Here is a 21637-nt window from a genome sequence, read left to right on the forward strand (position 1 = left end):
TCTCGAGGACGGCGGGCGTCTCCTGACCACGGTGAGCCCCGCTTCCCCTTCGGGTTTCACCAGTTTCACCGTTCCGCTGGTCAGAGGCGGTTCGGCGGTCTGGGTCCGCAATCCGGACCCGGAGCTGTGGGAGTCCCACGCGGCGACCGAGCGGGTCACCGCGCGACTCGACTGATCAGCCGGCCCGGTCGAAGCCTCCGTATCCCTGGCCGAGGAAGACCCTCGCCCCGAAGCCGCTGGAGGTGCCGGGCAGCAGGAACAGGTAGCCGCTCTTCTTCTCCCGGACGACCAGGTCCGGCCGGGCGTCACCGTTCACGTCGCCCGGGCTGGTGACCAGGTCGTAGGCCGACAGGTCGACGCTCAGCGTGCCGGCCGAGCCGACCAGTCCACCGGGGCCGTTGCCGCGGTACCAGCGCAGGCCGTTGCCGACCCGGTAGGCGACGTCGGGCGCGCCGTCGGCATTCCAGCGGCCGAGGCCGAGCTGTCCGCTGCCGCTGATCGGGCCCTTGGCCACGTAGCTGGACTGGAAGCCGGTCAGCGAGCCGGGGTAGATCCGCATCGAGGAGTTCTTCGGCTGGCCCATCAGGTCCGGGATGCCGTCACCGGTGACGTCGCCGACGGCGGCCAGCAGGGAGACCCCGTTGAAGCCCTTGCCGATCCGCACCGGCGCGGCGAACTTGTTGCCACCCAGGTTGCGGTGCAGCCGGAGGTCGCCGGCCGCGGTCTTGGAGATGATGTCGTTGCGACCGTCGCGGTCCCAGTCGCCCACGTTGAGCAGCGCCTCGGAGCCGTTGAAGCCGGAGCCCAGGTAGACCGCGGGGCTCAGGTTCACGGTGCCGGCGTGCGGCAGCACGCGCAGCGTGCTCCCCGTGACGGTCACCAGGTCGGGGTGCGGCGACCCGGCGATCGGGGCCGCGCTCACCGCACGGGCACCCTTCAGCGAGGCGAACGGTCCGAGCAGCTTCTTGTAGGTGCCCTTGCCGGTGCCGGGGCGGATGTAGAACTTCTGGTTCTTGGCGAACCGCATCAGCAGGTCGGCCTTGCCGTCGCCGTCGAAGTCGCCGATCCCGGTGATCTTGTCGAAGCCGCCCCAGTTGCCGCTCAGCGCGACCCGCGCGCCCAAGCCGCCCTTGCCGTTGCCGGGGTGCAGCCACATCTTGCCGGCGCCGTCGCGAGCCAGCAGGTCGGCCTTGCCGTCGCCGTTCACGTCGCCGGCGCCCACGGTCATCGTGTAGCCCTTCCAGCCGGTGCTCAGCAGCACCTTGCCGCGCAGCGCGCCGTTGCCCTTGCCCCAGTAGCCGTAGAGCCGCCCGGTGCCGGGGTCGCGGGCCACGATGTCGTTGCGGCCGTCGCCGTTGAGGTCGCCCACCGCGGTGATCTGGTCGCGGCCGCGCAGGCCGCCCTGGACCCGGTTGGTGCTGGAGAACCCACCCTTGCCGTTGCCGGCCAGGGCCACGGTGCGCCCGGTCTTCGCGCTGCGCACGAAGAGGTCGCCGACCTTGTCGCCGTTGAGGTCGCCGGCCGCGATCACCACGTCGTAGCCGCCCCAGCCACCGCTGCTGATCGGCGAGGACCAGGCGAGCATGCCGCCGGTCGGGATCGCGTACACCCGTCCGGTCGACTTCTGTCGCATCAGGATGTCGGGGTGGGCCGAGCCGACCACGTTGGTGATCAGGTCACGACCACGCCAGTCGGCCTGGCGGGCGGCGGCGAGCTTGCGGATGTCGGGGATCCGGGCGTAGAGGTACTTGCCCGGGCAGGCGGTGGATCCGGCGTCGCGGTGGCCGTTGATCGCCTTGAACTTCTTGCCGCTGACCACCTGGCTGGTGCTGCCGGCCTTGACGCCGTGCAGCGCGAGCTTCCACGCCATCAGGTTGCCGTAGGCCTCGACCATCGCCTCGGAGGGCTTGGTGACGTCGAAGTTGCCGATCGCCGACATCGCGAAGGAGTTCTCGTTGTAGCCCAGGGTGTGCGCACCGATCACCGGGCGGTCCACGCCGCCGTAGCGGCCCTCCCAGATCCGGCCGAACCGGTCGACCAGGAAGTTGTAGCCGACGTCGCTCCAGCCACGGGTCTGGGTGTGGTAGGCGTAGATGCTGCGGATCATCGCCGGCACCTGGGCCTTGGTGTAGTTGTTCGCGTTCACCGTGTGGTGCACGAAGCCGGCGTGCACCTCGTTGTAGCTGGGCTTGCCGTCGCGCAGCTTCTCGTTGGCGCCCCACTGTGCGCGGCTGAAGATCTGCGGCTTCTGGGTGAAGGCGCTCTTGGAGAGCTCCAGGTCGCCCTCGCTGCTCTCCAGGGTGTCGTCGGCGGGCACCTCGGTGCCGTCGATCACGTCCTCGCCGAGCTTGCTGGTGTCGATCGCGGGCCGCTCCAGCTCGGTGCCGGCCGACTCGCCCGGCGCGATCACGGCGAGCTTGATGTCCTCGGGCAGGGCCACGCCGGCAGCGGTCACCGCGCGGGCCTGGACCTGGTCTACCTCGCCGACGAACATCGCGTCGGTGCCGGGACGGGCGTCGCGGCCCTCGGCGGAGTCCGGGTCCGGACCGTCGTGGTCGTGGTACTCGACCTCGAGCCAGTCGCTCCACACGCCGTCGGTCTCGGTGCGCACCTGGACGGCGATCTCCCCCTCCTCCAGCGCGGCGCTCTGCGAGCTCCAGGTGACGCCGACGGCACCGTAGCCGTGCACCGTCTCCGGGGCGCTCTCGACGGCACTGCCGCCGGCCGGGGCGATCTCCTCGTCCTGCTCGGCACCCTCGGCCTCGTCGGCGTGCTCGTCGGCCTCGTCGGCGTGCTCGTCGGCGTGCTCGTCCGTGCCCTGCTTGCGGGCGGCGAGGTCGTCGTCATGGTCGTGGGTGGCCCGCGGCGTCGGCGCGTCGGCGGGGCGCTCGACCGGCGCCATCGGCACCTCGGCGACCTCGGCCTCCACCGGGGCGGTCTCGACGCGGGCCTGCGGCGCCTGGGGCTGCTCGGCCCGGGGCTGCTCGGCGGACGGCGCCTCGGCAGCGGGGTGGTCGGCGGCGTCCGGCACGGTGGGCTGCGGCGCCTCAGGGCCGGCCGTGGCCGGTGCGGGGCCGGAGGGGATCACGTCGAGAGAGAGCACGTTCGCAGCCGGCGCGAGCACGGCGATGACGGCAGCGATGGCCAGCAGCTGCTGGCAGATCGTGACGTAACGGGCCTTGCTGGGGGGCATGTCGGGACACTCCATGTGTGGGGGGAAGGTTCACACGAGTCCCAAGTTTCACATCAGTCACAGGGGGTTCCGCAAGATGTGGTGAGTAACTACAACGATGTAATTTCCAGTCGACACGCCGACACGCCGACGATTTCTCAGATTCCCGGGGCGTGTCGCCACGAGCCGCCGGAGTGGCCTAGATCACCAGCCGCCACACTCCCCCGCACCCCGAGACGCGAAGGACGTCATGCGCTCCGGGGCCGACGGGCCACGAAGCGCATGACGTCCGCACAGACGCGCGCGCCTGACGCCGCTCAGACGTCGGCGCCGTACTCCTCGTCCTCGGTCTCGTCGGGACGTTCCTCGTCGTCACCGTCGTACTTGAGGTACTTGATCCCGGCAGTGACCTCGCCGTCGTAGCCGACGCGGCCCTTCTCCAGCACGATCACCCGGTCGCACATCTTCTTGACCGAGCCGGCCGCATGGCTGACGTAGAACAGGGTGCGGCCCTCGGCGCGCACCTGCTGCATCCGCTCGATGCACTTGCGCTTGAACGGGCGGTCGCCGACCGCGAGCACCTCGTCGACCAGGAAGATGTCGGACTCGACGTGCACCGCGACCGCGAAGCCGAGCCGGGCGAACATGCCCGAGCTGTAGTGGCCGACCGGCGTCTCCAGGAACTTGCCGATGTCGGCGAACTCGACGATCTCGTCGAACTTGCGGTTGGTCTCCCGCTCGCTCATCCCGAGGATGGCGGCGTTCAGGTAGACGTTGTCGCGCCCGGTCAGCTGCGGGTGGAAGCCCGCGCCGGTGGCGATCAGGCCGGCGATCCGGCCCCGGGTCAGCACCTGGCCGCTGTCGGGACGCATCACGCCGTTGACCAGCTTGAGCAGGGTGCTCTTGCCGGATCCGTTGAGCCCCATCAGGCCGATCGACTCGCCCTGCTCGACGGTGAACGAGACCTTGTCCAGGGCGGTGAAGGTGTCGCTGATGTCGCGGCCCTTCGCGGCCGCCACCGTCATCTGCTTGAGGGTGCGGTGGTAGCGCAGCTTGAAGGTCTTGCTGACGTCGTCGACGACGATCGAGGTGGTGGACGAGTAGCTCATGACAGACGCTCCGGGATCCGGTTCTCCAGCCGCGAGAAGACGACCTGCCCGATCACCAGGGCCACGATCGAGATGCCCAGGGCCAGGAACGAATAGGCGAAGAGGTGGTCCGGGATGTGATGCGCCTGCACGTCGTCCGGGTGCTTGGTGGTGCCCACCCAGAACGCCTGCTGCACCAGCAGCACGGCGTCCGCGATCGGGTTGAACAGGTAGAACCTGGCCATGTCGCCGAAGCGCTCCTCGACCATGGTGAAGGGGTAGATCATCGGCACGCCGAAGCGGACGAAGTTGGTGAGGATCGTGACGAAGCTGCCGACGTCACGGAAGAAGACGTTCGCGCAGGCGAACATCAGCGCCAGCGCCGTGCCCAGCAGCATCACGATCGCGATCGCCAGCACGAAGCCGGCCATCCCCGTCACGGTGGGCGTCCAGCCCATCCCGACGCAGATCAGCACCATGATCAGCAGCTGCGGGCCCATGTGGTACAGCGAGACCAGCATCGAGGCCACCGGGAACATCTCCCGTGGCATCGCCATCTTGCGCACCAACGCCTTGTTGCGCACGATCGAGCGGGTGCCCGCGTTGAAGGTCTCCACGAAGAAGTGGACGACGACCAGGCCGCAGAAGACGTGGATCGCGAAGTTCTCGGTTCCGCGGTCCATGATCTTGCCCATCACGAACCAGAAGATGAACAGCTGGGACAGCGGGTTGATGTAGGACCACAGGAAGCCGAGCACCGAGCCCTGGTAGCGCGCGGAGATCTCGCGGCGCACCAGCAGCTTGAGCAGGTACCGGCGGCGGAACACCTCGAGCAACCCGGCCGCGGGGGCCGGGCTGCTCAGCGGGGCGTCGATGACGCGAGGCGTCGCCTGGTCAGTCATCGGCGATGCCGAAGGTCTTCGACCAGGCCTCGGGCGAGACGACGTCGTCCAGGGCCGCCCGGTAGCGCTTGGCCAGCTCGGGCCACTCGCGGTGCAGCCGGCGGTGCATCTCGATCGTCCGCTTGAGCAGGTCGCGGTAGCGCTGCGGGTCACGCTGGTAGAGCGCGACCGCGGAGCCGTCGTTCATCGAGACGACGACCGAGTCGTACTTGACCAGGTTCACCCAGCCGGAGTCCATCGCGGTGAGCTCGGCCTCGGGGTAGCTGCGGGAGAGCTCGCGCACCGGGCGGAGCTGGCGCAGCGGGGCGGTCAGCGCACCGATCTTGATCGCCAGCGAGCTGGGGATCTCGGTGTCGGACTTGCCCTTCTTCGGCGGCTTGAGGCGACGCACCGGCGGCAGCTCGTCGCGGTCCACGTGGAGTTGGGCGTCGACGAACTGCTTGCGGAAGGCGTTGATCTCGGGCAGCTTCGTGCCGAGCTCCTCGTGCAGCCGCTCAGGACCGGCCAGCAGGTCCTCCAGCGCCTTGTGCCGCATCTCCACCACGGAGTACTGCAACGAGGCGAGGTGCTTGATCTGGTGGTTGAAGCTCTCCCGGACCATCCGGCCGCCGCGCTCGTAGGGCGAGTGCAGCAGCGCCGCCACGAAGCGGTTGCGCTGGTGGAAGTAGGCCTGCCAGTCGATGCCGTCGTTCTTGTCGCTCCACGGCACGTGCCACACCGCAGCTCCCGGGAAGGAGACCGTCGGGAAGCCGGCCTGCTTGGCCCGCAGACCGAACTCGGAGTCGTCCCACTTGATGAACAGCGGCAGCGAGAGGCCGATCTCCTCGAGCACCTGGCGCGGGATCAGGCACATGAACCAGCCGTTGAAGTCGACGTCCGCACGCTTGTGCAGCCACCGCGCCGAGCGCAGGTTGCGGGCCGCGAAGTCCCAGTCGCTGTAGCCGTCGAGGCGGGTCTGCCACCAGAACCGGTACGGCTGGACGATCTCGCCGAACGAGTGCAGCCGCGAGCGCGAGTAGATGTTGAACATGTGGCCACCGACGATGGTGGGCCGCTTCGCCAGGTCGCCGAAGGTGACCGCACGGATCACGCCCTCCGGCTCGCAGACGACGTCGTCGTCCATCATCAGCGCGTAGGTCGCGGTGCCCTTGCGCACCGACTCCAGCTGCCCGCGAGCGTAGCCGCCCGAGCCGCCCAGGTTCGCCTGGACGATGACCTGGAGCTTCTCCCCCAGCGCCTCGGCACCGGCCGGGAAGAACTCCGACTCGGTGACCGGCTGGGTCCCCTGCTCCATCACGAAGACGGTGTCCAGGTACGGACGCAGCGCCTCGTCGTCGGCGAGCTGGCCGATCAGCTTGGCGCAGAAGTCCGGGCGGTTCATGGTGGTGATGCAGATGTCCGTGGTGCCGTGCTCGGCACGCTCGGCCGGCACCTCGGCGGTCCACTCCGCGGAGATCACCCGGGCCCCGGCGTCGCCGGCGGTGACGTCGTACCAGTACCAGCCGCCGTCCACGAAGGGCTTGAGCGTCAGGTCGAAGGTGAAGGTGACCTCGCCGTCGGACTCCACCGCCGCGCTCTCGACCCGCTGCGAGTGCCCGCGCGCCATCGACTTGTGCACGGTGACGGTGGCCCCGGCACCCTCGACGGTGACCTTGAGCTGGACCTCGTCGACGATCGTCCACCGGCGCCAGTAGGAGGCCGGGAAGGCGTTGAAGTAGGTGCCGAAGGAGAACGTCTGGTTGGGGTTCACCCGCACCGTGGTGCGCGACAGGATCTGGTCGGGGTGCAGCGAGCGACCGGTCGAGGTCGACTGCCGGATCGCGGCCAGGTTGAGGTCCTTGGCGCCCTTGTTCGAGCCGACGTCGTAGCGGTCGGCGTCGAGCTTGGCCTCCTCCAGGTCGACGTAGAGCGGGAAGACCCCGTTGTCCTTGTCGAGCGGCAGGATCTGGCGCTGCAGCAGCCGGGTGCTGGTCTCGCTCATCAGGCGTCTCCCTCGACGCCGCCACTGGTGAACGGCGCGCCGTCCGCGAAGTGCGGCTTCAGCTTGTTGTTGAACATGCTCAGTGCCGAGCCGATCGCCATGTGCATGTCGAGGTACTTGTAGGTGCCCAGGCGGCCGCCGAAGAGGACCAGCGGCTCGGCCTTGGCCAGGTCGCGGTACTTGAGCAGCTTCTCGCGGTCCTCGGCGGTGTTGATCGGGTAGTACGGCTCGTCGCCCTCCTCGGCGAAGCGGCTGTACTCGTGCACCACGATGGTCTTGCCGGCCAGGTGCTTGCGCTCGGGGTGCAGGTGCTTGAACTCCAGCACCCGGGTGAACGGCAGCTCCTGGTCGTTGGCGTTGACCACTCCGGTGCCCTGGAAGTCGTCGACGTCGAGGGTCTCCTGCTCGAGGTCGATGGTGCGCCACGACAACCGGCCCTCGGAGTTGCCGAAGTACTCGTCGACCGGGCCGGTGTAGACGATCGGCACCTTGCCCTTGTACTCGTCGGCCACCGCGAAGAAGTCGGTGGAGAGCCGCACCTCGATGTTCGGGTGGTCGGCCATCTTCTCCAGCCACGCGGTGTAGCCGTCGACCGGCAGGCCCTCGTAGGTGTCGTTGAAGTAGCGGTTGTCGAAGGTGTAGCGGACCGGGAGCCGGGTGATGATGTCCGGGCTCAGCTCCTTGGGGTCGGTCTGCCACTGCTTGGCGGTGTAGCCCTTGACGAACGCCTCGTAGAGCGGGCGCCCGATCAGGCTGATCGCCTTCTCCTCGAGGTTGGTGGCGTCCTCGGTGGCGATCTCGCTGGACTGCTCGGCGATCAGCGCACGCGCCTCGTCGGGGGTGTGCGCCTTGCCGAAGAACTGGTTGATCAGGCCCAGGTTCATCGGGAAGGAGTAGACCTGGCCCTGGTACTTGGCGAAGACCCGGTGCTGGTAGTTGGTGAACTCGGTGAACCGGTTCACGTACTCCCAGACGGTCTTGTTCGAGGTGTGGAACAGGTGGGTGCCGTACTTGTGCACCTCGATCCCGGTCTCCTCGTCGAACTCGCTGTAGGCGTTGCCACCGATGTGGTCACGCCGCTCCAGCACGAGGACTCGGAGACCGAGCTCGGTGGCGCAACGTTCGGCGATGGTCAGTCCGAAGAACCCGGAACCGACGACGACTAGGTCTGGTGCAGACAAAATGAGACTCCTGAGCGGTTTGGCGGCGGCAAGTCTAGCGAGCCGGAGGCGATTACCGGGCTTCTGCGGCGTGTGGCAGGGCGCGCATTGTGCGCGCCGAGCGCATGGCCTTGATCACGTTGGCGGCCTCTCCCCTGCCGCCGCGGACCGGGCTGAGCAGCACCACGGCCAGCGTGATCAGCCACGGCTTGAGCCGCACCAGCGGATTGGTGCCGTAGCGCAGGTGCACCACGAACAGGTTGCGGTACATGTAGAAGCCCTTCCATCCCGACAGGTCGTGCTGCTGGTTGAAGTCGAGCTGGCGGACCAGGACGGCGTCGCGCAGCGCCCAGATCGTACGGCCGGTGCGCCGGGCCCGCAGGGCGTAGTCGACGTCGTCGTAGAAGATGAAGTAGGAGGGGTCGGGCAGGCCGATCTCCTCGGCCACGCAGCGACGGAACATGAACCCCTCGAAGGCCACGTTCTCCACCGCGACCCGCTCCGGCATCGCGTCGCGGCTGGCGTAGGTGGAGTCCACCGAGGCGGTCTTGGGCCGCACCGCGAGCGGGTTGGAGAGGTCGAAGCGCAGCGCCGCCTTCTCCACCAGCGCCCCGGACAGGTCCTCGCGGACCACCATCAGGCAGTCCTCGTCGGCGGCCATCAGCACCGCCAGGCAGTCGGGGGCCGGCACCACGTCGTCATCGATCAGCCAGATCCGGTCGTAGCCCTGCTCGTAGGCCAGGCGGCTGCCCAGGTGGAAGCCGCCGGCGCCGCCCAGGTTCTCCGCCGAGGTGTGCACCTGCAGCGGCAGCTCGCCACGCGCGGCCACCGCGGCGAGCACCTCTGCGGTGCCGTCGGTGCTGGCGTTGTCGACCACGATCACCGCGTCCGGGCGATGGGTCTGCGCGGCCAGGCCCGCCAGCATCCGCTCCAGCAGCTCGGCCCGGTTGTAGGTGACCACCACCACGGCGACCGTCTCGGCGCTCATCGCAGGAACCTCCGGTGCCCGGTGAAGTCGCCGCGCAGGCCGGCCAGGATGCCGCTGGCGCTGAGCCGCAGCCGGGCCGGCGAGGGGCGGGTGAAGGAGTAGAACCACAGGGTCTTGGCGAGGAAGGCGACCACATGCGCCCAGCCCCGGTAGTCGCGCAGGTTGACCACGTTGTTGCGCGCCATGCAGTAGTGCTTCAGCTCGGACGGCGAGTGGTTGTAGGTGGTGCGGCCGAACATCATCGGGGTGCCCAGCTCTCCCACTGCGGGATGCCGGACCACGGCGTCCACCACGGTGGCGATCCGGGCCCCGGCCGCCTCGGCGCGCAGCCGGTACTCGTGGTCGTCGCCCCAGATGAAGAACTCCGAGCGCGGGTAGCCGATCCGGCGGGCGAGCTCGGCGGTCACCAGGACGCCGTTGAACGGGATCACGATGTCGGCGATCCGGCCCTCGCGGGCTGCGCCGCGGACGTCGGCGAGCTCGTGGACCACCCGGGTCCCGCCGGGCAGCCGGATCGGGAAGACCAGCCGCTCGGGCCGCTCCTGGTCCACCACCACCGGGCCCCAGAAGTCGAGGTCGCGGTGCGCGAGCAGCAGCTCAAGGCAGTCCTCGTCCGGGGTGCCGTCGTCGTCCATCAGCCAGACCAGGTCGGCGCCATGCTCCTCGACGGCGCTGCGCAGCCCCTCGTGGAAGCCGCCCGCCCCGCCGAGGTTCTGCTCGAGCAGGACCGGATGCAGCGCCGGAGGGGCACCGTCACCGGCCGCTGCGGCCGCAGTCAGCCAGGCGCCGGTGCCGTCGGTGGAGGCGTTGTCGACGACGACGATCGCACTCAGCCGCGACTGCGCGCGCAGGCGTGCGACGAGCGGCTGCACCAGCGCGCTGCGGTTGTAGGTGACCACCACCGCGACGATGCGTGGCGGGTCGTTCGGGGTCGCGGACACGGCGTCCACCCTAGACGCCGACTCCGCGACTACCCCTCGGTGCCCTCAGCACGCCGCGGCGAGGTCGTCGGCCGCGTTGGCCTGGTACCCCTCGTTGCGCGTGCCCAGCGATCCGCCACTGACGGTCTGCTCCTTGGCGGCCTTCTTCTTGGCCGGCTTCGGGCCCTTGCCCTCGGCGCGAGCGATGCCGTCACTGACCATCTTCTTGATCTTGTCCAGGTCCGGGTCTCCGGTGTTGATCGCCGGCGGGACGATCGAGACCGTGGAGATCTTCTGGTCCTTGGCCTTGAGCGCCAGCTGCATGAAGCTCTTCAGCTCGCTGCCGGGCAGGTTGGTCTGCACCATCGCCCCCCCGGCCTTGGTCAGGTCGCCGTAGTTGGCGACCAGCTCGGTCGGGCTGACCTGGCTGACCAGTGCCTGCATCACGCACTTCTGCCGCGCCATCCGCGAGTAGTCGTCGGAGCCCTCCCGGGCCCGGGCGAACCAGAGCGCGTCGTGGCCGTTGAGCGTGCGGGTGCCCGGCTCGATGTAGCCGGTGACGTCGGAGCCCAGGCCGCCGACCGGGATCGGCTGGCGCACGGTCAGCTCGACGCCGCCGAGCGCGTCGACGACGTCCTTGAAGCCCTCCAGGTTGACCATCGCCCAGTAGGAGATGTCGAGGTCGGTGATCCCCTCCACCGCCTCGATGGTGGCCTCCACGCCGGGGTGCTTGGACTTCCCGAACAGCTCGGTGTTGTCCTCGGCCCAGGTGCTGACGCCGTTGAGGTAGCAGCCCTCGCAGGTGAACCCGTCGGGGAACTGCTCGGCCATCACCGAGTCCTCGGCGAAGCGGAACTTGGCCAGGTTGCGGGGCAGGCCGACCAGCACCGTGCGACCGGAGTCGGCGTCGATGCTGGCCACGGTGATCGAGTCCGGGCGAAGGCCGGTGCGCCCGGCGCCGGCGTCGCCGCCGAGCAACAGCACGTTGTAGCGGCCCGCACTCGGGTCGGAGGTCGGGCCGTCGCCGAAGTTGGCCAGGATGAAGTCGCGGTGCACGGTGACCAGGTGCGAGGCGAAGAGCAGCGCACCGGCCACGGTGAAGCAGAGCAGGCCGTTGACGCCGACCGCGGTGAGCCGCTGCCGGCGGACCAGGGTGAGCGGCTGGCCGATCCGCCAGGCGTCGATGAACAGGGCGGCCCAGCCGACCGCGAGGATCATCATCGCGAAGCGGGCCACGTTGAGCAGCGCGGTGTTGAGCACCAGCTCGAGGGCGAAGCCGTGCCAGAACCAGGAGATCACCGCGATCAGGCCGAGCAGGGCCAGCGTGCCGAACCAGATCCGCATCGCGATCCGGCCGACGTCACGGCGGCCCGCGACGAGCTGGGCGGAGCCGGGGAGAACCAGGGTCATCAGCATCAGGGTCAGTGCGCGCCGGAAGCGCACGCGTGCGGCACGGTCGTCGGCGCGGTTGGCGCCACGCCGATCGTGCGACCCGGGGGAAGTGTCGGGTTGCATCGAGAGATGCCTCTCTGGTGGGGAAGTTCTCGCCAGTATCACCAGTCACACAGGCAACACCGGTGACGACGCGCCGAGGCGTTGTCGAGTCGTCATCCACCTCACCCGCTACAGCGCCCGGTGTCGCGCGATCTCCTCCTTGCGGCTCAACCGGTGTGCGCGCCGGATCTCCGCCTCACGCCAGCGCTGCTCGTCGAGCGGCGTCTCGCAGACCAGCTCGGGCACCGCGCGGGCATGCCCCTCCTCGTCGATCGCGACGAAGACGAAGTAGGCGCTGGCCACGTGCAGCGGCGAGTGCGAGGCGTCGCCCCACGGCTCCGCCTCGACCCGGACCGCGACCTCCATCGAGCTGCGTCCCGACCAGGTCACCCGGCCGGTGGTGCGCACGATGTCGCCGACGTGCACCGGCTCCAGGAAGAGCATCTCGTCCATCGCCGCGGTGACCGCCGGGCCCCCGCAGTGCCGGCGAGCCGCCGCGCCGGCCGTGGAGTCGGCCAGCTTCATGATCTCGCCGCCGTGCACGTTGCCCAGGAGATTGGCCTGCGGGGAGTGCATCAAGGTGGCCAGCGACACCTCGGAGAAGGCGGGCGTCAGGGGCGAGGGCTGCGTCATGCGGACACGTTATCCCGCGTCTGCGACCACGCCGCCGGTACTTTTGCCCTCATGGTCGACCGCCCCGAGGGCCCGGAACCGGGCACCCCTGAATACGAATGGCTCTACGGCAAGCAGCGCCGCGCCAGCGACGACGCCACCCGCGTGATGCCGATCGGCGGACAGTCGACCCCCGAGCCGCCACCGGATACCCGCAAGCGCAAGGTGCAGGCGCAGCAGCCCTACCAGCAGCCGCCGGCCCCGGCCCGTCCGATGACGCAGCCGCAACCGCCCGGCCGTCCCCCGCAGCCGCCGTCCGGTCCCACCCACCCCGGCGGCAGTGGCGGGCGTGGTCGCCGGCTGCGGCTGCGCCCGGTGAAGCTGGTGCTCCTGCTGCTCGCCCTGTGGCTGATCTTCCTGGCCGTGGTGCCGTTCGTCGCGCTGCGCAAGGTCTCCACGGTCGACGCCTTCCCGGACGGCGACCGCCCGGCCGACCAGGACGGCACCAACTACCTGATCGTCGGCAGCGACTCACGTGAGGGCCTCACCGAGGAGCAGCGCAAGGAGCTCGGCACCGGCAACGCCGGCGGCCAGCGCACCGACACGATCATGTTGCTGCACACCGGTTCGGGCCCGAACCTGTTGACCTCGATCCCCCGCGACTCGCTGGTCGAGATCCCCGGGCGCGGCACCAGCAAGATCAACGCCGCCTTCGCCTGGGGAGGGCCCCAGCTGCTGATCGAGACGGTCGAGAAGAACACCGGCATCCACATCGACCACTACATCGAGATCGGCTTCGGCGGCTTCGTCGACGTGGTGGACGCCGTCGGCGGCATCGAGATCTGCCCGACCAAGCGGATGAAGGACAAGGACGCCAACCTCGACATCAAGAAGGGCTGTCAGGAGGCCGACGGCGTGGTCGCGCTCGGCTACGCCCGCTCCCGCAAGACCGACCCGGCACTGGGCGACATCACCCGGGCCAAGCACCAGCGCGAGGTGGTCTCCGCGGTCGGCAAGGAGGTGCTCTCCCCGTGGACCTTCGTCAACCCGTTCCGGTACTGGAACGTGAACATGGCGGCCGCGCAGACGCTCAAGGTCAGTGACGGCACCGGACCGATCGACCTGGCCCGGTTCGGCTGGGCGATGACCCGGGTCAACGGCGAGAACGGACTCACCTGCGGGGTGCCGATCAGCAACCTCGCCGTCACCTGGGACCCGGAGCGCTCGAAGCGCTTCTTCCAGAAGGTGATCGAGGACGACACCGACTCCATCAAGGGCAACCTGTGCACCGCCTCAGGCCTGCCGAAGTAGGTTGACGCCATGGCACAGCACTCGGACACCGCACCGCACCTGGACCCGGCCGCGATCGACTTCATGCTCGATCAGTGCGACACCTGGGCGATCGTCGGCCTGTCGAACGACCCGACCCGCACCGCCTACCGGATCGCCGAGCTGCTGCAGCAGCACGGCAAGCGGATCGTGCCCGTGCACCCGAAGGCCGAGACGGTGCTCGGCGAGCAGGGCTACGCCACCCTCGCCGAGATCCCGTTCGGCGTGGACGTGGTCGACGTCTTCCGGCGCTCGGAGGCGGCCGGCGAGTTCGCCGACCAGGCAGTGCAGATCGGCGCCAAAGGCGTCTGGTTCCAGCTCGGCGTCGTCGACGAGGAGGCCTTCACCCGCACCAGTGCAGCCGGCCTGTCGATGGTGATGGACACCTGTCCCGCGATCCAGTACCGCAACCGCGGTCGATGAGCGAGGACGAGCAGGCGGAGTCGAACCCGCCCCGCCGCCGTCGTTGGCGGCCGTGGGCCTACGGGCTCGCAGCCCTGCTGCTGCTGGTGATCGCGGCGTTCGGCTTCTACGCGTGGCGGCTCAACTCGCACCTGGGCAACATCGATCGCTTCGACACCGCGGAGATCAAGAACCGGCCGAGCAAGGCCGACAACAAGGCGATCAACGTGCTGCTGCTCGGCTCCGACAAGGGCAAGGAGGTGGCCGGCTCCGGCGACAGCCTCGCCGAGGACGCCGACGCCGCGACCTGGCCGACGGGCAAGTACCGCAGCGACACCCTGATGGTCGTGCACATCTCCGCCGACCGGAAGCGGGTGCAGCTGGTCTCCATCCCGCGCGACACCTTCACCATGCTCTACGACGGCGAGGGCAATCCCCAGCACGAGGAGAAGATCAACGCCGCCTTCTCCAACTGGGGGCCCAACGGCGCGATCAGCACCGTCGAGCACCTGACCGGGGTCCGGATCGACCATGTCGCGATCATCGACTGGGCGGGCTTCAAGGACCTCTCGACCGCAGTCGGCGGGGTGCCGGTCACCGTGCCCGAGGCCGTCTACGACTCCAAGCAGGACAAGCAGTGGGAGGCGCGCGACTACCTGCTCAAGGGCGAGGAGGCGTTGCAGTACGTGCGGATGCGCTACGGGCTGACCCGCAGCGACTTCGACCGGATCAACCGGCAGCAGAACTTCCTACGCTCCCTGATGCGCGAGATGCTCGACTCCGGCAAGCTCACCAAGCCGCTCGAGTTCGACGCGATGCTGCAGGCGCTCACCGAGAACCTGGTCGTCGACGAGGCCTGGAGCAACGGCGACCTGCGCTCGCTGGCGCTCGGCCTGCGCGGCCTCGAGGACCGCAACGTCACCTTCCTGACCATGCCGATCGGCGCGGAGCGCACCGACGCCACCTACGGTGCGGTGCTGGAGGTCGACGAGGCCAAGGCGCAGCAGCTGTTCGCCGCGCTGCGCGGCGACAAGGTCGGCGGCTACCTGAAGAAGTACCCCGACGACGTCCTGGCCGAGGACGACCAGATCAGCTGACCCCGGGTCGGCCGACCACGAGAGCGAGACGATGAGCGAGAGCATCCACGAGCAGCTGGCGGCGCTGAGCAGCGAGGTGGCGCGGCTGCGCCGCTTCGCCGACCTCGCCGAGATCACCCAGCTGATCGCCGCCTACGGCCCGCTGGTCGACTCCGGCAGCGCCACCGCCACCGCGGCGCTGTGGACCGAGGGCGGCTCGTACTCCGTCGGCGGGCTGCTGGAGCTGAGCGGACGGGCCGCGATCGAGGAGATGGTGCACTCCGAGATGCACCAGGGATTCATCCAGAACGGCGCCGGCCACGTGCTGACCTCCCCCGCCGTCACCGTGCACGACGACGGCACCGCCGTCGCCTACAACCACTCGCTGCTGATCACCGCCGACGGCGACGGCTTCGCGATCCACCGCCTGACCGCCAACAAGTGGCTGCTCGCCCGCACCGACGCCGGCTGGCAGGTGACCCAGCGGGTCAACCACGTCCTGGACGGCCAGCCGGCCGCGCGGGAGCTGCTGGGCGAGGTGGCCGGGGCCCGCTGAGGCGCCCCCGCCTGCCTCAGAAGCCGATCTTGCGCGCGCCCTGAGCGGCCTCGCGGACCACGGCGCCCTTGGCGTGCGCGGCGTCGCGCAGCGACGCCTGGAACTCGACCATCCTGGCCTGCAGGTCGGCGTCGCCGGTGGCCAGGATCCGGGCCGCCAGCAGACCCGCGTTGCGGGCGTTGCCGATCGAGACGGTGGCCACCGGGACGCCGGCCGGCATCTGCACGATGGAGAGCAGGGAGTCCATCCCGTCCAGGTACTTCAGCGGCACCGGGACGCCGATCACCGGCAGCGGCGTGACCGCGGCCAGCATGCCCGGCAGGTGCGCGGCGCCACCGGCGCCGGCGATGATCACCGACAGGCCACGGCCCGCGGCGTCGCGGCCGTAGCTCAGCATCTCGTCGGGCATCCGGTGCGCGGAGACGACGTCGGCCTCGTAGCCGATGCCGAACTCCTCCAGGGCCTCGGCCGCCGCCTGCATCACCGGCCAGTCGGAGTCCGAACCCATCACGATGCCGACCCGGGGCTGGCTCATCTGCTCACTCACTTTCGTTGCCGAGGTCGCCACGGAACCAGGCGGCGGCGTGCCGCGCCCGCTCCAGGCAGTCGTCGAGGTCGTCGCCGTAGGTGTTGACGTGCCCGACCTTGCGGCCCGGGCGCATCTCCTTGCCGTACAGGTGCACCCGCAGCTGCGGGTCGCGGGCCATCGCGTGCGGGTAGCCGTCGTAGAGCCGGCCGGCGTCGGTGTCGCCACCGAGGATGTTGACCATCACCGTCCAGGTGGCCCGCGGAGCCGGGGAGCCCAGCGGCAGGTCGAGCACAGCCCGCAGGTGGTTCTCGAACTGGCTGGTGACCGCGCCGTCCTGGGTCCAGTGGCCGGTGTTGTGCGGACGCATCGCCAGCTCGTTGACCAGGATCCGGCCGTCGTTGGTCTCGAAGAGCTCCACCGCCAGGACGCCGGTGACGTCGAGGGCACCGGCGATGGTCAGCGCCACCTCCTGCGCCTGGACGGCGAGGTCGCGGTCCAGGTCGGGCGCCGGGGCGATCACCTCGTGGCAGATCCCGTCCAGCTGGGTGGAGGCCACCACCGGGTAGGCGGCGGCCTGGCCGCTGGGCGAGCGGGCGACCAGCGCGGAGAGCTCACGACGGAAGTCGACCAGCTCCTCGGCCAGCACCTCGACCGCAGCGGCCTCGGCGGCGGCGAACGCCTCGGCGCAGTCGGCGGGCTCACGAACCACCCACACGCCCTTGCCGTCGTAGCCGCCACGGGTGGTCTTCAGCACCGCCGGGAAGCCGAACGCCTCGACGTCGGCAAGCGAGGTGACGATCGCGTTGCGAGGGCAGGGCACACCGAGCTCGGCGAGCTTGGCGCGCATCACGCCCTTGTCCTGGGCGTGCACCAGCGCCGACGGGCCGGGCCGCACCGCCAGGCCCGCGTTGGCGAGGGCCTTGAGGTGCTCGGTCGGCACGTGCTCGTGGTCGAAGGTGACCGCCGTGCAGCCCTCGGTGACCTGGCGCAGCGTGTCCAGGTCGCGATAGTCGCCGACCTGCTGGTCACAGATCACCTGGGCCGCGGAGACGCCCTCGGCCTCGGCGAGCAGGCGCAGCGGGATGCCCAGCGCGGCAGCGGGCTCGGCCATCATCCGCGCGAGCTGGCCGCCGCCGATCACGGCTACGGTCGGAGCAAGTGGCTTGGTCACCGGTGAAGGCTATCGAGTCACCGGCGACGCACGGTGATCGGCTCCACCAGCCCGAAGCCGCGCACCGGGCGGGCCGGCATCCGGCGGGTCTCGAACCGCTCCGGCGGCAGCAGGGCCGCGGTCGCCTCGTCGATGATCACCCGGTTGCGGCGGGCCACCGTGGTCAGTCGGGCGGCCATGTTGACCGGCGGGCCGAAGACGTCGCCCATCCGCATCACCACGCCACCGCTGCCCAGGCCGACGCGGACGTCGGGCATCCGCGGGTCGCGCCCGATCACCGAGATGATGCCGTCGGCGATGTCGAGCGCCGCCTCGGCGTCGTCGACCACGAAGAGCACCGAGTCGCCGAGCGACTTGATCACCCGGCCGTTGTGCTTGGCGACCACGTCGTGGCAGCGGGACTCGAAGACCTCGACCAGGTCGCCGATCCGGATCTCGCCGATCTCGTTGGTGAGCGCGGTGAACGAGACCAGGTCGGCGAAGCCGATGGTGAGGTCCACGCTCGGGGTGTTCTCCTCGCGGGTGGCCAGTGCCTCGGCGCGGCTGACCGCGACCGCGGCGTGCCGGCGCCAGGCGTGCAGCAGCAGCTTCTCGAAGTCCCCGGCCATGTTCTGCACCAGGTACATCGCCTGCTCCAGCGGCGTCGCGTCGGCACCGGCGTCGGCGGCGTCGTCCACCTTCGGGGTGAGCGTCGCCACCTCCCAGTCGGCGAGCCGCGACATCGTCTGGCCCACCCCGCGGGTGAGGTTCAGCAGGGTGTCCAGGGTGAACGTGCCGGTGGAGAGGTAGCCGTTGAGCATCGCCAGCGCCGCGACATCGCTGTCGGTGAACATCGGCTGGTCCTCGGTGGGCTCCGGGAAGCCCAGGGCACGCCAGATCCGCCGGGTCTGCTCCAGCGTGGCGCCGCTGCGCTCCGCGACCTGCGCGGCGGTCCACTGAGGGGTGTCACCCAGCAGCGCCTGCTCGATCTGCTCGCGCAGGACTGCCTCGGAGTGATCAGGTTCCATCGTCGTTGCGCCCACCATGTGCCAGTCGGTGCAGCTCCTCGGAGACCACCTTCTGGACCTCTTCGACCCGGGGAATGTCATGCAGCTCGACGCGACCCTGCTCACTGGCGTCGGAGACGACCAGGGTGCCGCAGCCGAAGATCCGGTCGGTGACGTTGATCTCGAAGTCGACGCCGCTGATCCGGTTGAGCGGGATCGTGCGGCCCTCCTTGGCGATCAGGCCCGAGCGGAACATCAGGCGCCGGTTGGTGAAGGTGTAGGTGGTCGTCATCCAGGACAGGGTCGGACGCACCACCCACCACACGATCACCACCAGGGCGACCAGCCAGACCACTCCCAGAAGCGCGGACGACGTGGTGCCGTCGACCCTGTCGCTGAGCACGACGCTCAGGAAGGTCGCGACGCCCAACGTGAGCAGGAGCACGAGGATCGGACCGAACAGCGCTTTCGCGTGTGTCCGCGTCGAGACGACGACGTGCTCGCCCTCGTTCAGCAGCTTCGGTGAGATGGCCATGCCCCCATCATGTCAAAGATCTGTGGCCCGCACGTGGATCACGTCGCCTGCGCCCACCACGTGGCGCGTGCCGTCCGCCTCGACCACCAGGCGACCGTGCTCGTCGACGTCGACCGCGCGGCCCAGCAGCCGTCGATCCGCCGGCAGCTCGACGCGCACCTGACGCCCGATCGTCACGCAGCGCCGGGCGTAGGCGGCCCGCAGGCCGTCGGCGTCGGCGAGCAGCGGCAGCCGCTCCTCGATCAGCGCCAGCAGCCGGTTGAGCAACGCGGTCCGATCCACGAGCGCGCCCTCGCCGGCCTCCAGGCGGACCGAGGTCGCCGTCGTGGTCGGCAGCTCGTCGGCGTCCTGGTGCACGTTGATGCCGATGCCGAGCACGGCGGCCGGCCCCTGCGGGGTCTCCACCCGCTCCACGAGGATGCCGCAGATCTTGCGCTGCGCCTCCCCCACCAGCACGTCGTTGGGCCACTTCAGGCCGACCCCGCCGATCAGCTCGCCGAGCGCCTCGTCCACCACCAGGCCGGCCAGCAGCGGCAGCCACGGCCAGCGCTCGGCGGGCACCTCGGGCCGCAGCAGCACCGAGAAGGTGAGCGCGGCCCGGTCCGGCACCGCCCAGACCCGGTCCAGGCGCCCGCGCCCCGAGGTCTGCCATTCGGCGACCACCACGGTGCCGGCCGGGGCGCCCGCCCGGGCCCGCTCGGTTACCAGCGAGTTCGTCGACTCCGCCCGATCCAGGACCTCGACCGAATCGGCGAGCGCGGAGTGGTCAAGTGGTGGGCGGGCGTCGGGCTTCTCAGTCATGGGCACTAGATTGGCCCCGGACATCCGAGGAGGCCAAACACGTGAGCGCATCGATTGGCGAGGGCACCGAGCTCCCCGCAGACATCGACATCCACACCACCGCCGGCAAGTTGGCGGATCTCGAGCGTCGTCTCGACGAGGCTGTGCACGCCGCATCGGCGACCGCCGTCGAGAAGCAGCACGCGAAGGGTCGCAAGACCGCACGCGAGCGCATCGAGATGCTCTTCGACGAGGGTTCCTTCGTCGAGATCGACGAGCTGGCCCGACACCGATCGACCGCGTTCGGTCTGGAGAAGACCCGCCCCTACGGCGACGGCGTCGTCACCGGCTACGGCACCGTCGACGGTCGCCAGGTCTGCGTCTTCTCCCAGGACTTCACCATCTTCGGTGGGTCGCTGGGCGAGGTCTACGGCGAGAAGATCACCAAGATCATGGATCTGGCGATCAAGACCGGCTCCCCGATCATCGGCATCAACGAGGGCGCCGGCGCTCGCATCCAGGAGGGCGTCGTCTCGCTCGGCCTCTACGGCGAGATCTTCAAGCGCAACGTGCACGCCTCCGGCGTGATCCCCCAGATCTCGATGATCATGGGCAACTGCGCGGGCGGCCACGTCTACTCGCCGGCCGTCACCGACTTCACGATCATGGTCGACCAGACCTCGGCGATGTTCATCACCGGTCCCGACGTGATCAAGACCGTCACCGGCGAGGACGTCTCGATGGAGGACCTCGGTGGTGCGCGCACGCACAACACCAAGTCCGGCAACGCCCACTACATGGCGACCGACGAGGAAGACGCGTTCGAGTACGTCAAGGCGCTGCTGGCCTACCTGCCGCAGAACAACCTCGACGAGGCGCCGTCCTACGACGAGGACGCCGACCTCGAGCTGAGCGACCTGGACCGGTCCCTGGACACGATCATCCCGGACAGCCCGAACCAGCCCTACGACATGCACGACGTGATCACCGCGGTGCTCGACGACGAGGAGTTCCTCGAGGTCCAGCCGCTGTTCGCGCCGAACATCATCGTCGGCTACGGCCGGGTCGAGGGTCGTCCGGTCGGCATCGTGGCCAACCAGCCGATGCAGTTCGCCGGCACGCTGGACATCGACGCCTCCGAGAAGGCCGCTCGCTTCGTCCGCTTCTGCGACGCGTTCAACATCCCGGTGCTCACCTTCGTCGACGTCCCGGGCTTCCTGCCGGGCACCGACCAGGAGTGGAACGGCATCATCCGCCGCGGCGCGAAGCTGATCTACGCCTACGCCGAGGCCACCGTGCCGCTGATCACCGTGATCACCCGCAAGGCGTACGGCGGCGCCTACGACGTGATGGGCTCCAAGCACCTCGGTGCCGACCTCAACGTCGCCTGGCCGACCGCGCAGATCGCCGTGATGGGTGCCCAGGGCGCCGCCAACATCGTGCACCGCAAGACGCTTGCCGCGGTGGAGAAGGAGGGCGGCGACGTCGAGGCCAAGCGCGCGGAGCTGATCGACGAGTACGAGACCACCCTCGCGAACCCGTACATCGCGGCCGAGCGTGGCTACGTGGACACCGTGATCATGCCGCACGAGACCCGCGCCGAGATCGTTCGCGGCCTGCGTCTGCTCCGCTCGAAGCGCGAGATCCTGCCGGCCAAGAAGCACGGAAACATCCCGCTCTGATGGCCGCCGACGCGAAGAGCACGGACGAGACCACCGCAGCGCCGGCCCAGCCGCTGCTGCGGGTGGTCAACCCCGACGCGACGCCGGAGGAGATCGCGGCCCTGGTCGCCGTCTTCTCCGCGCTCGGCTCGGGTGCCGCTCCTGCACCCAAGCGCCGCACGCCGGAGTGGTCGCAGCCGGTCCGCCGCCACCGCGCCCCGGTGGCGCACGGCGCCGGTGGCTGGCGCGCCAGCGGCCTGCCCCGCTGAGCACTCTCTGATCAATGCCGTCGTCC

The 21637-nt window shown here is 69.7% G+C and carries 20 protein-coding genes and 1 pseudogene; 7 read left to right on the forward strand and 14 right to left on the reverse strand.

Going from position 1 to position 21637, the window contains the following annotated elements:
• Positions 1-175 (forward strand): annotated as a pseudogene (locus ABD151_RS01390) (TIGR03089 family protein); the annotation flags it as partial.
• Here the strand turns inward: ABD151_RS01390 and ABD151_RS01395 are convergent.
• The 9 genes from ABD151_RS01395 to ABD151_RS01435 form a co-directional block, all read right to left on the reverse strand.
• Positions 176-3193: an FG-GAP-like repeat-containing protein gene (locus ABD151_RS01395; RefSeq protein ID WP_343990562.1), complete on the reverse strand. Its 3018-nt coding sequence runs from the start codon at positions 3191-3193 to the stop codon at positions 176-178.
• Between the two features lie 296 nt (positions 3194-3489).
• Positions 3490-4281 (reverse strand): ABC transporter ATP-binding protein, encoded by a 792-nt coding sequence (locus ABD151_RS01400; RefSeq protein WP_343990564.1) that lies wholly within the window; start codon positions 4279-4281, stop codon positions 3490-3492.
• Positions 4278-5162, reverse strand: a complete 885-nt coding sequence (locus tag ABD151_RS01405; RefSeq protein WP_343990566.1) for an ABC transporter permease — start codon at positions 5160-5162, stop codon at positions 4278-4280. The genes ABD151_RS01400 and ABD151_RS01405 overlap by 4 nt, the downstream gene beginning before the upstream one ends.
• On the reverse strand, positions 5155-7143 hold the full coding sequence (locus tag ABD151_RS01410; protein WP_343990568.1) for a glycosyltransferase: 1989 nt from the start codon (positions 7141-7143) through the stop codon (positions 5155-5157). The genes ABD151_RS01405 and ABD151_RS01410 overlap by 8 nt, the downstream gene beginning before the upstream one ends.
• Positions 7143-8324 carry a UDP-galactopyranose mutase gene (gene glf / locus ABD151_RS01415; protein WP_343990570.1) on the reverse strand — a complete coding sequence of 394 codons (1182 nt, stop codon included), beginning with the start codon at positions 8322-8324 and terminating at the stop codon, positions 7143-7145. Before glf ends, ABD151_RS01410 begins: the two co-directional genes overlap by 1 nt.
• A 52-nt stretch (positions 8325-8376) precedes the next feature.
• Positions 8377-9291, reverse strand: coding sequence for a glycosyltransferase family 2 protein (locus ABD151_RS01420; protein ID WP_343990572.1), 915 nt, complete (start codon positions 9289-9291; stop codon positions 8377-8379).
• Positions 9288-10232 (reverse strand): glycosyltransferase family 2 protein, encoded by a 945-nt coding sequence (locus ABD151_RS01425; RefSeq protein WP_343990574.1) that lies wholly within the window; start codon positions 10230-10232, stop codon positions 9288-9290. Before ABD151_RS01425 ends, ABD151_RS01420 begins: the two co-directional genes overlap by 4 nt.
• A 45-nt stretch (positions 10233-10277) precedes the next feature.
• Positions 10278-11726: an LCP family protein gene (locus tag ABD151_RS01430; protein WP_343990576.1), complete on the reverse strand. Its 1449-nt coding sequence runs from the start codon at positions 11724-11726 to the stop codon at positions 10278-10280.
• Between the two features lie 108 nt (positions 11727-11834).
• Positions 11835-12338 (reverse strand): acyl-CoA thioesterase, encoded by a 504-nt coding sequence (locus ABD151_RS01435; protein WP_343990578.1) that lies wholly within the window; start codon positions 12336-12338, stop codon positions 11835-11837.
• Between the two features lie 51 nt (positions 12339-12389).
• Between ABD151_RS01435 and ABD151_RS01440 the strand changes: the two genes are divergently transcribed.
• The 4 genes from ABD151_RS01440 to ABD151_RS01455 are packed head-to-tail and all read left to right on the forward strand — an operon-like array spanning position 12390 to position 15680.
• Positions 12390-13628 (forward strand): LCP family protein, encoded by a 1239-nt coding sequence (locus ABD151_RS01440; RefSeq protein WP_343990580.1) that lies wholly within the window; start codon positions 12390-12392, stop codon positions 13626-13628.
• Between the two features lie 9 nt (positions 13629-13637).
• Complete coding sequence (locus ABD151_RS01445; RefSeq protein WP_343990582.1) at positions 13638-14069, forward strand: CoA-binding protein; 432 nt, start codon at positions 13638-13640, stop codon at positions 14067-14069.
• Positions 14066-15145 carry an LCP family protein gene (locus tag ABD151_RS01450; RefSeq protein ID WP_343990584.1) on the forward strand — a complete coding sequence of 360 codons (1080 nt, stop codon included), beginning with the start codon at positions 14066-14068 and terminating at the stop codon, positions 15143-15145. The genes ABD151_RS01445 and ABD151_RS01450 overlap by 4 nt, the downstream gene beginning before the upstream one ends.
• A 31-nt stretch (positions 15146-15176) precedes the next feature.
• On the forward strand, positions 15177-15680 hold the full coding sequence (locus tag ABD151_RS01455) for a nuclear transport factor 2 family protein (protein ID WP_343990586.1): 504 nt from the start codon (positions 15177-15179) through the stop codon (positions 15678-15680).
• Positions 15681-15696: 16 nt separating this feature from the next.
• Here the strand turns inward: ABD151_RS01455 and purE are convergent, their stop codons facing one another.
• From purE to ABD151_RS01480, 5 genes are read right to left on the reverse strand one after another with little or no spacing between them, the layout of a single operon-like run.
• On the reverse strand, positions 15697-16215 hold the full coding sequence (gene purE, locus ABD151_RS01460; protein WP_343990588.1) for a 5-(carboxyamino)imidazole ribonucleotide mutase: 519 nt from the start codon (positions 16213-16215) through the stop codon (positions 15697-15699).
• Positions 16216-16219: 4 nt separating this feature from the next.
• On the reverse strand, positions 16220-17380 hold the full coding sequence (locus ABD151_RS01465) for a 5-(carboxyamino)imidazole ribonucleotide synthase (protein WP_343990590.1): 1161 nt from the start codon (positions 17378-17380) through the stop codon (positions 16220-16222).
• A 17-nt stretch (positions 17381-17397) separates the two neighbouring features.
• Complete coding sequence (locus ABD151_RS01470) at positions 17398-18387, reverse strand: adenylate/guanylate cyclase domain-containing protein (RefSeq protein ID WP_343990592.1); 990 nt, start codon at positions 18385-18387, stop codon at positions 17398-17400.
• Positions 18377-18901 (reverse strand): PH domain-containing protein, encoded by a 525-nt coding sequence (locus tag ABD151_RS01475; protein WP_343990594.1) that lies wholly within the window; start codon positions 18899-18901, stop codon positions 18377-18379. The genes ABD151_RS01470 and ABD151_RS01475 overlap by 11 nt, the downstream gene beginning before the upstream one ends.
• Positions 18902-18913: 12 nt before the next feature.
• Positions 18914-19702, reverse strand: a complete 789-nt coding sequence (locus tag ABD151_RS01480) for a biotin--[acetyl-CoA-carboxylase] ligase (protein WP_343990596.1) — start codon at positions 19700-19702, stop codon at positions 18914-18916.
• Positions 19703-19743: 41 nt separating this feature from the next.
• Here ABD151_RS01480 and ABD151_RS01485 point away from each other — a divergent pair, with 41 nt between their 5' ends.
• Positions 19744-21363: an acyl-CoA carboxylase subunit beta gene (locus tag ABD151_RS01485; RefSeq protein WP_343990598.1), complete on the forward strand. Its 1620-nt coding sequence runs from the start codon at positions 19744-19746 to the stop codon at positions 21361-21363.
• On the forward strand, positions 21363-21611 hold the full coding sequence (locus ABD151_RS01490; protein WP_343990600.1) for an acyl-CoA carboxylase subunit epsilon: 249 nt from the start codon (positions 21363-21365) through the stop codon (positions 21609-21611). The genes ABD151_RS01485 and ABD151_RS01490 overlap by 1 nt, the downstream gene beginning before the upstream one ends.
• Positions 21612-21637: the final 26 nt, after the last annotated feature.

Origin of the sequence: Nocardioides dubius (assembly GCF_039528155.1) — a bacterium.
In the GTDB taxonomy this organism is placed as follows: Bacteria; Actinomycetota; Actinomycetes; order Propionibacteriales; family Nocardioidaceae; genus Nocardioides; species Nocardioides dubius.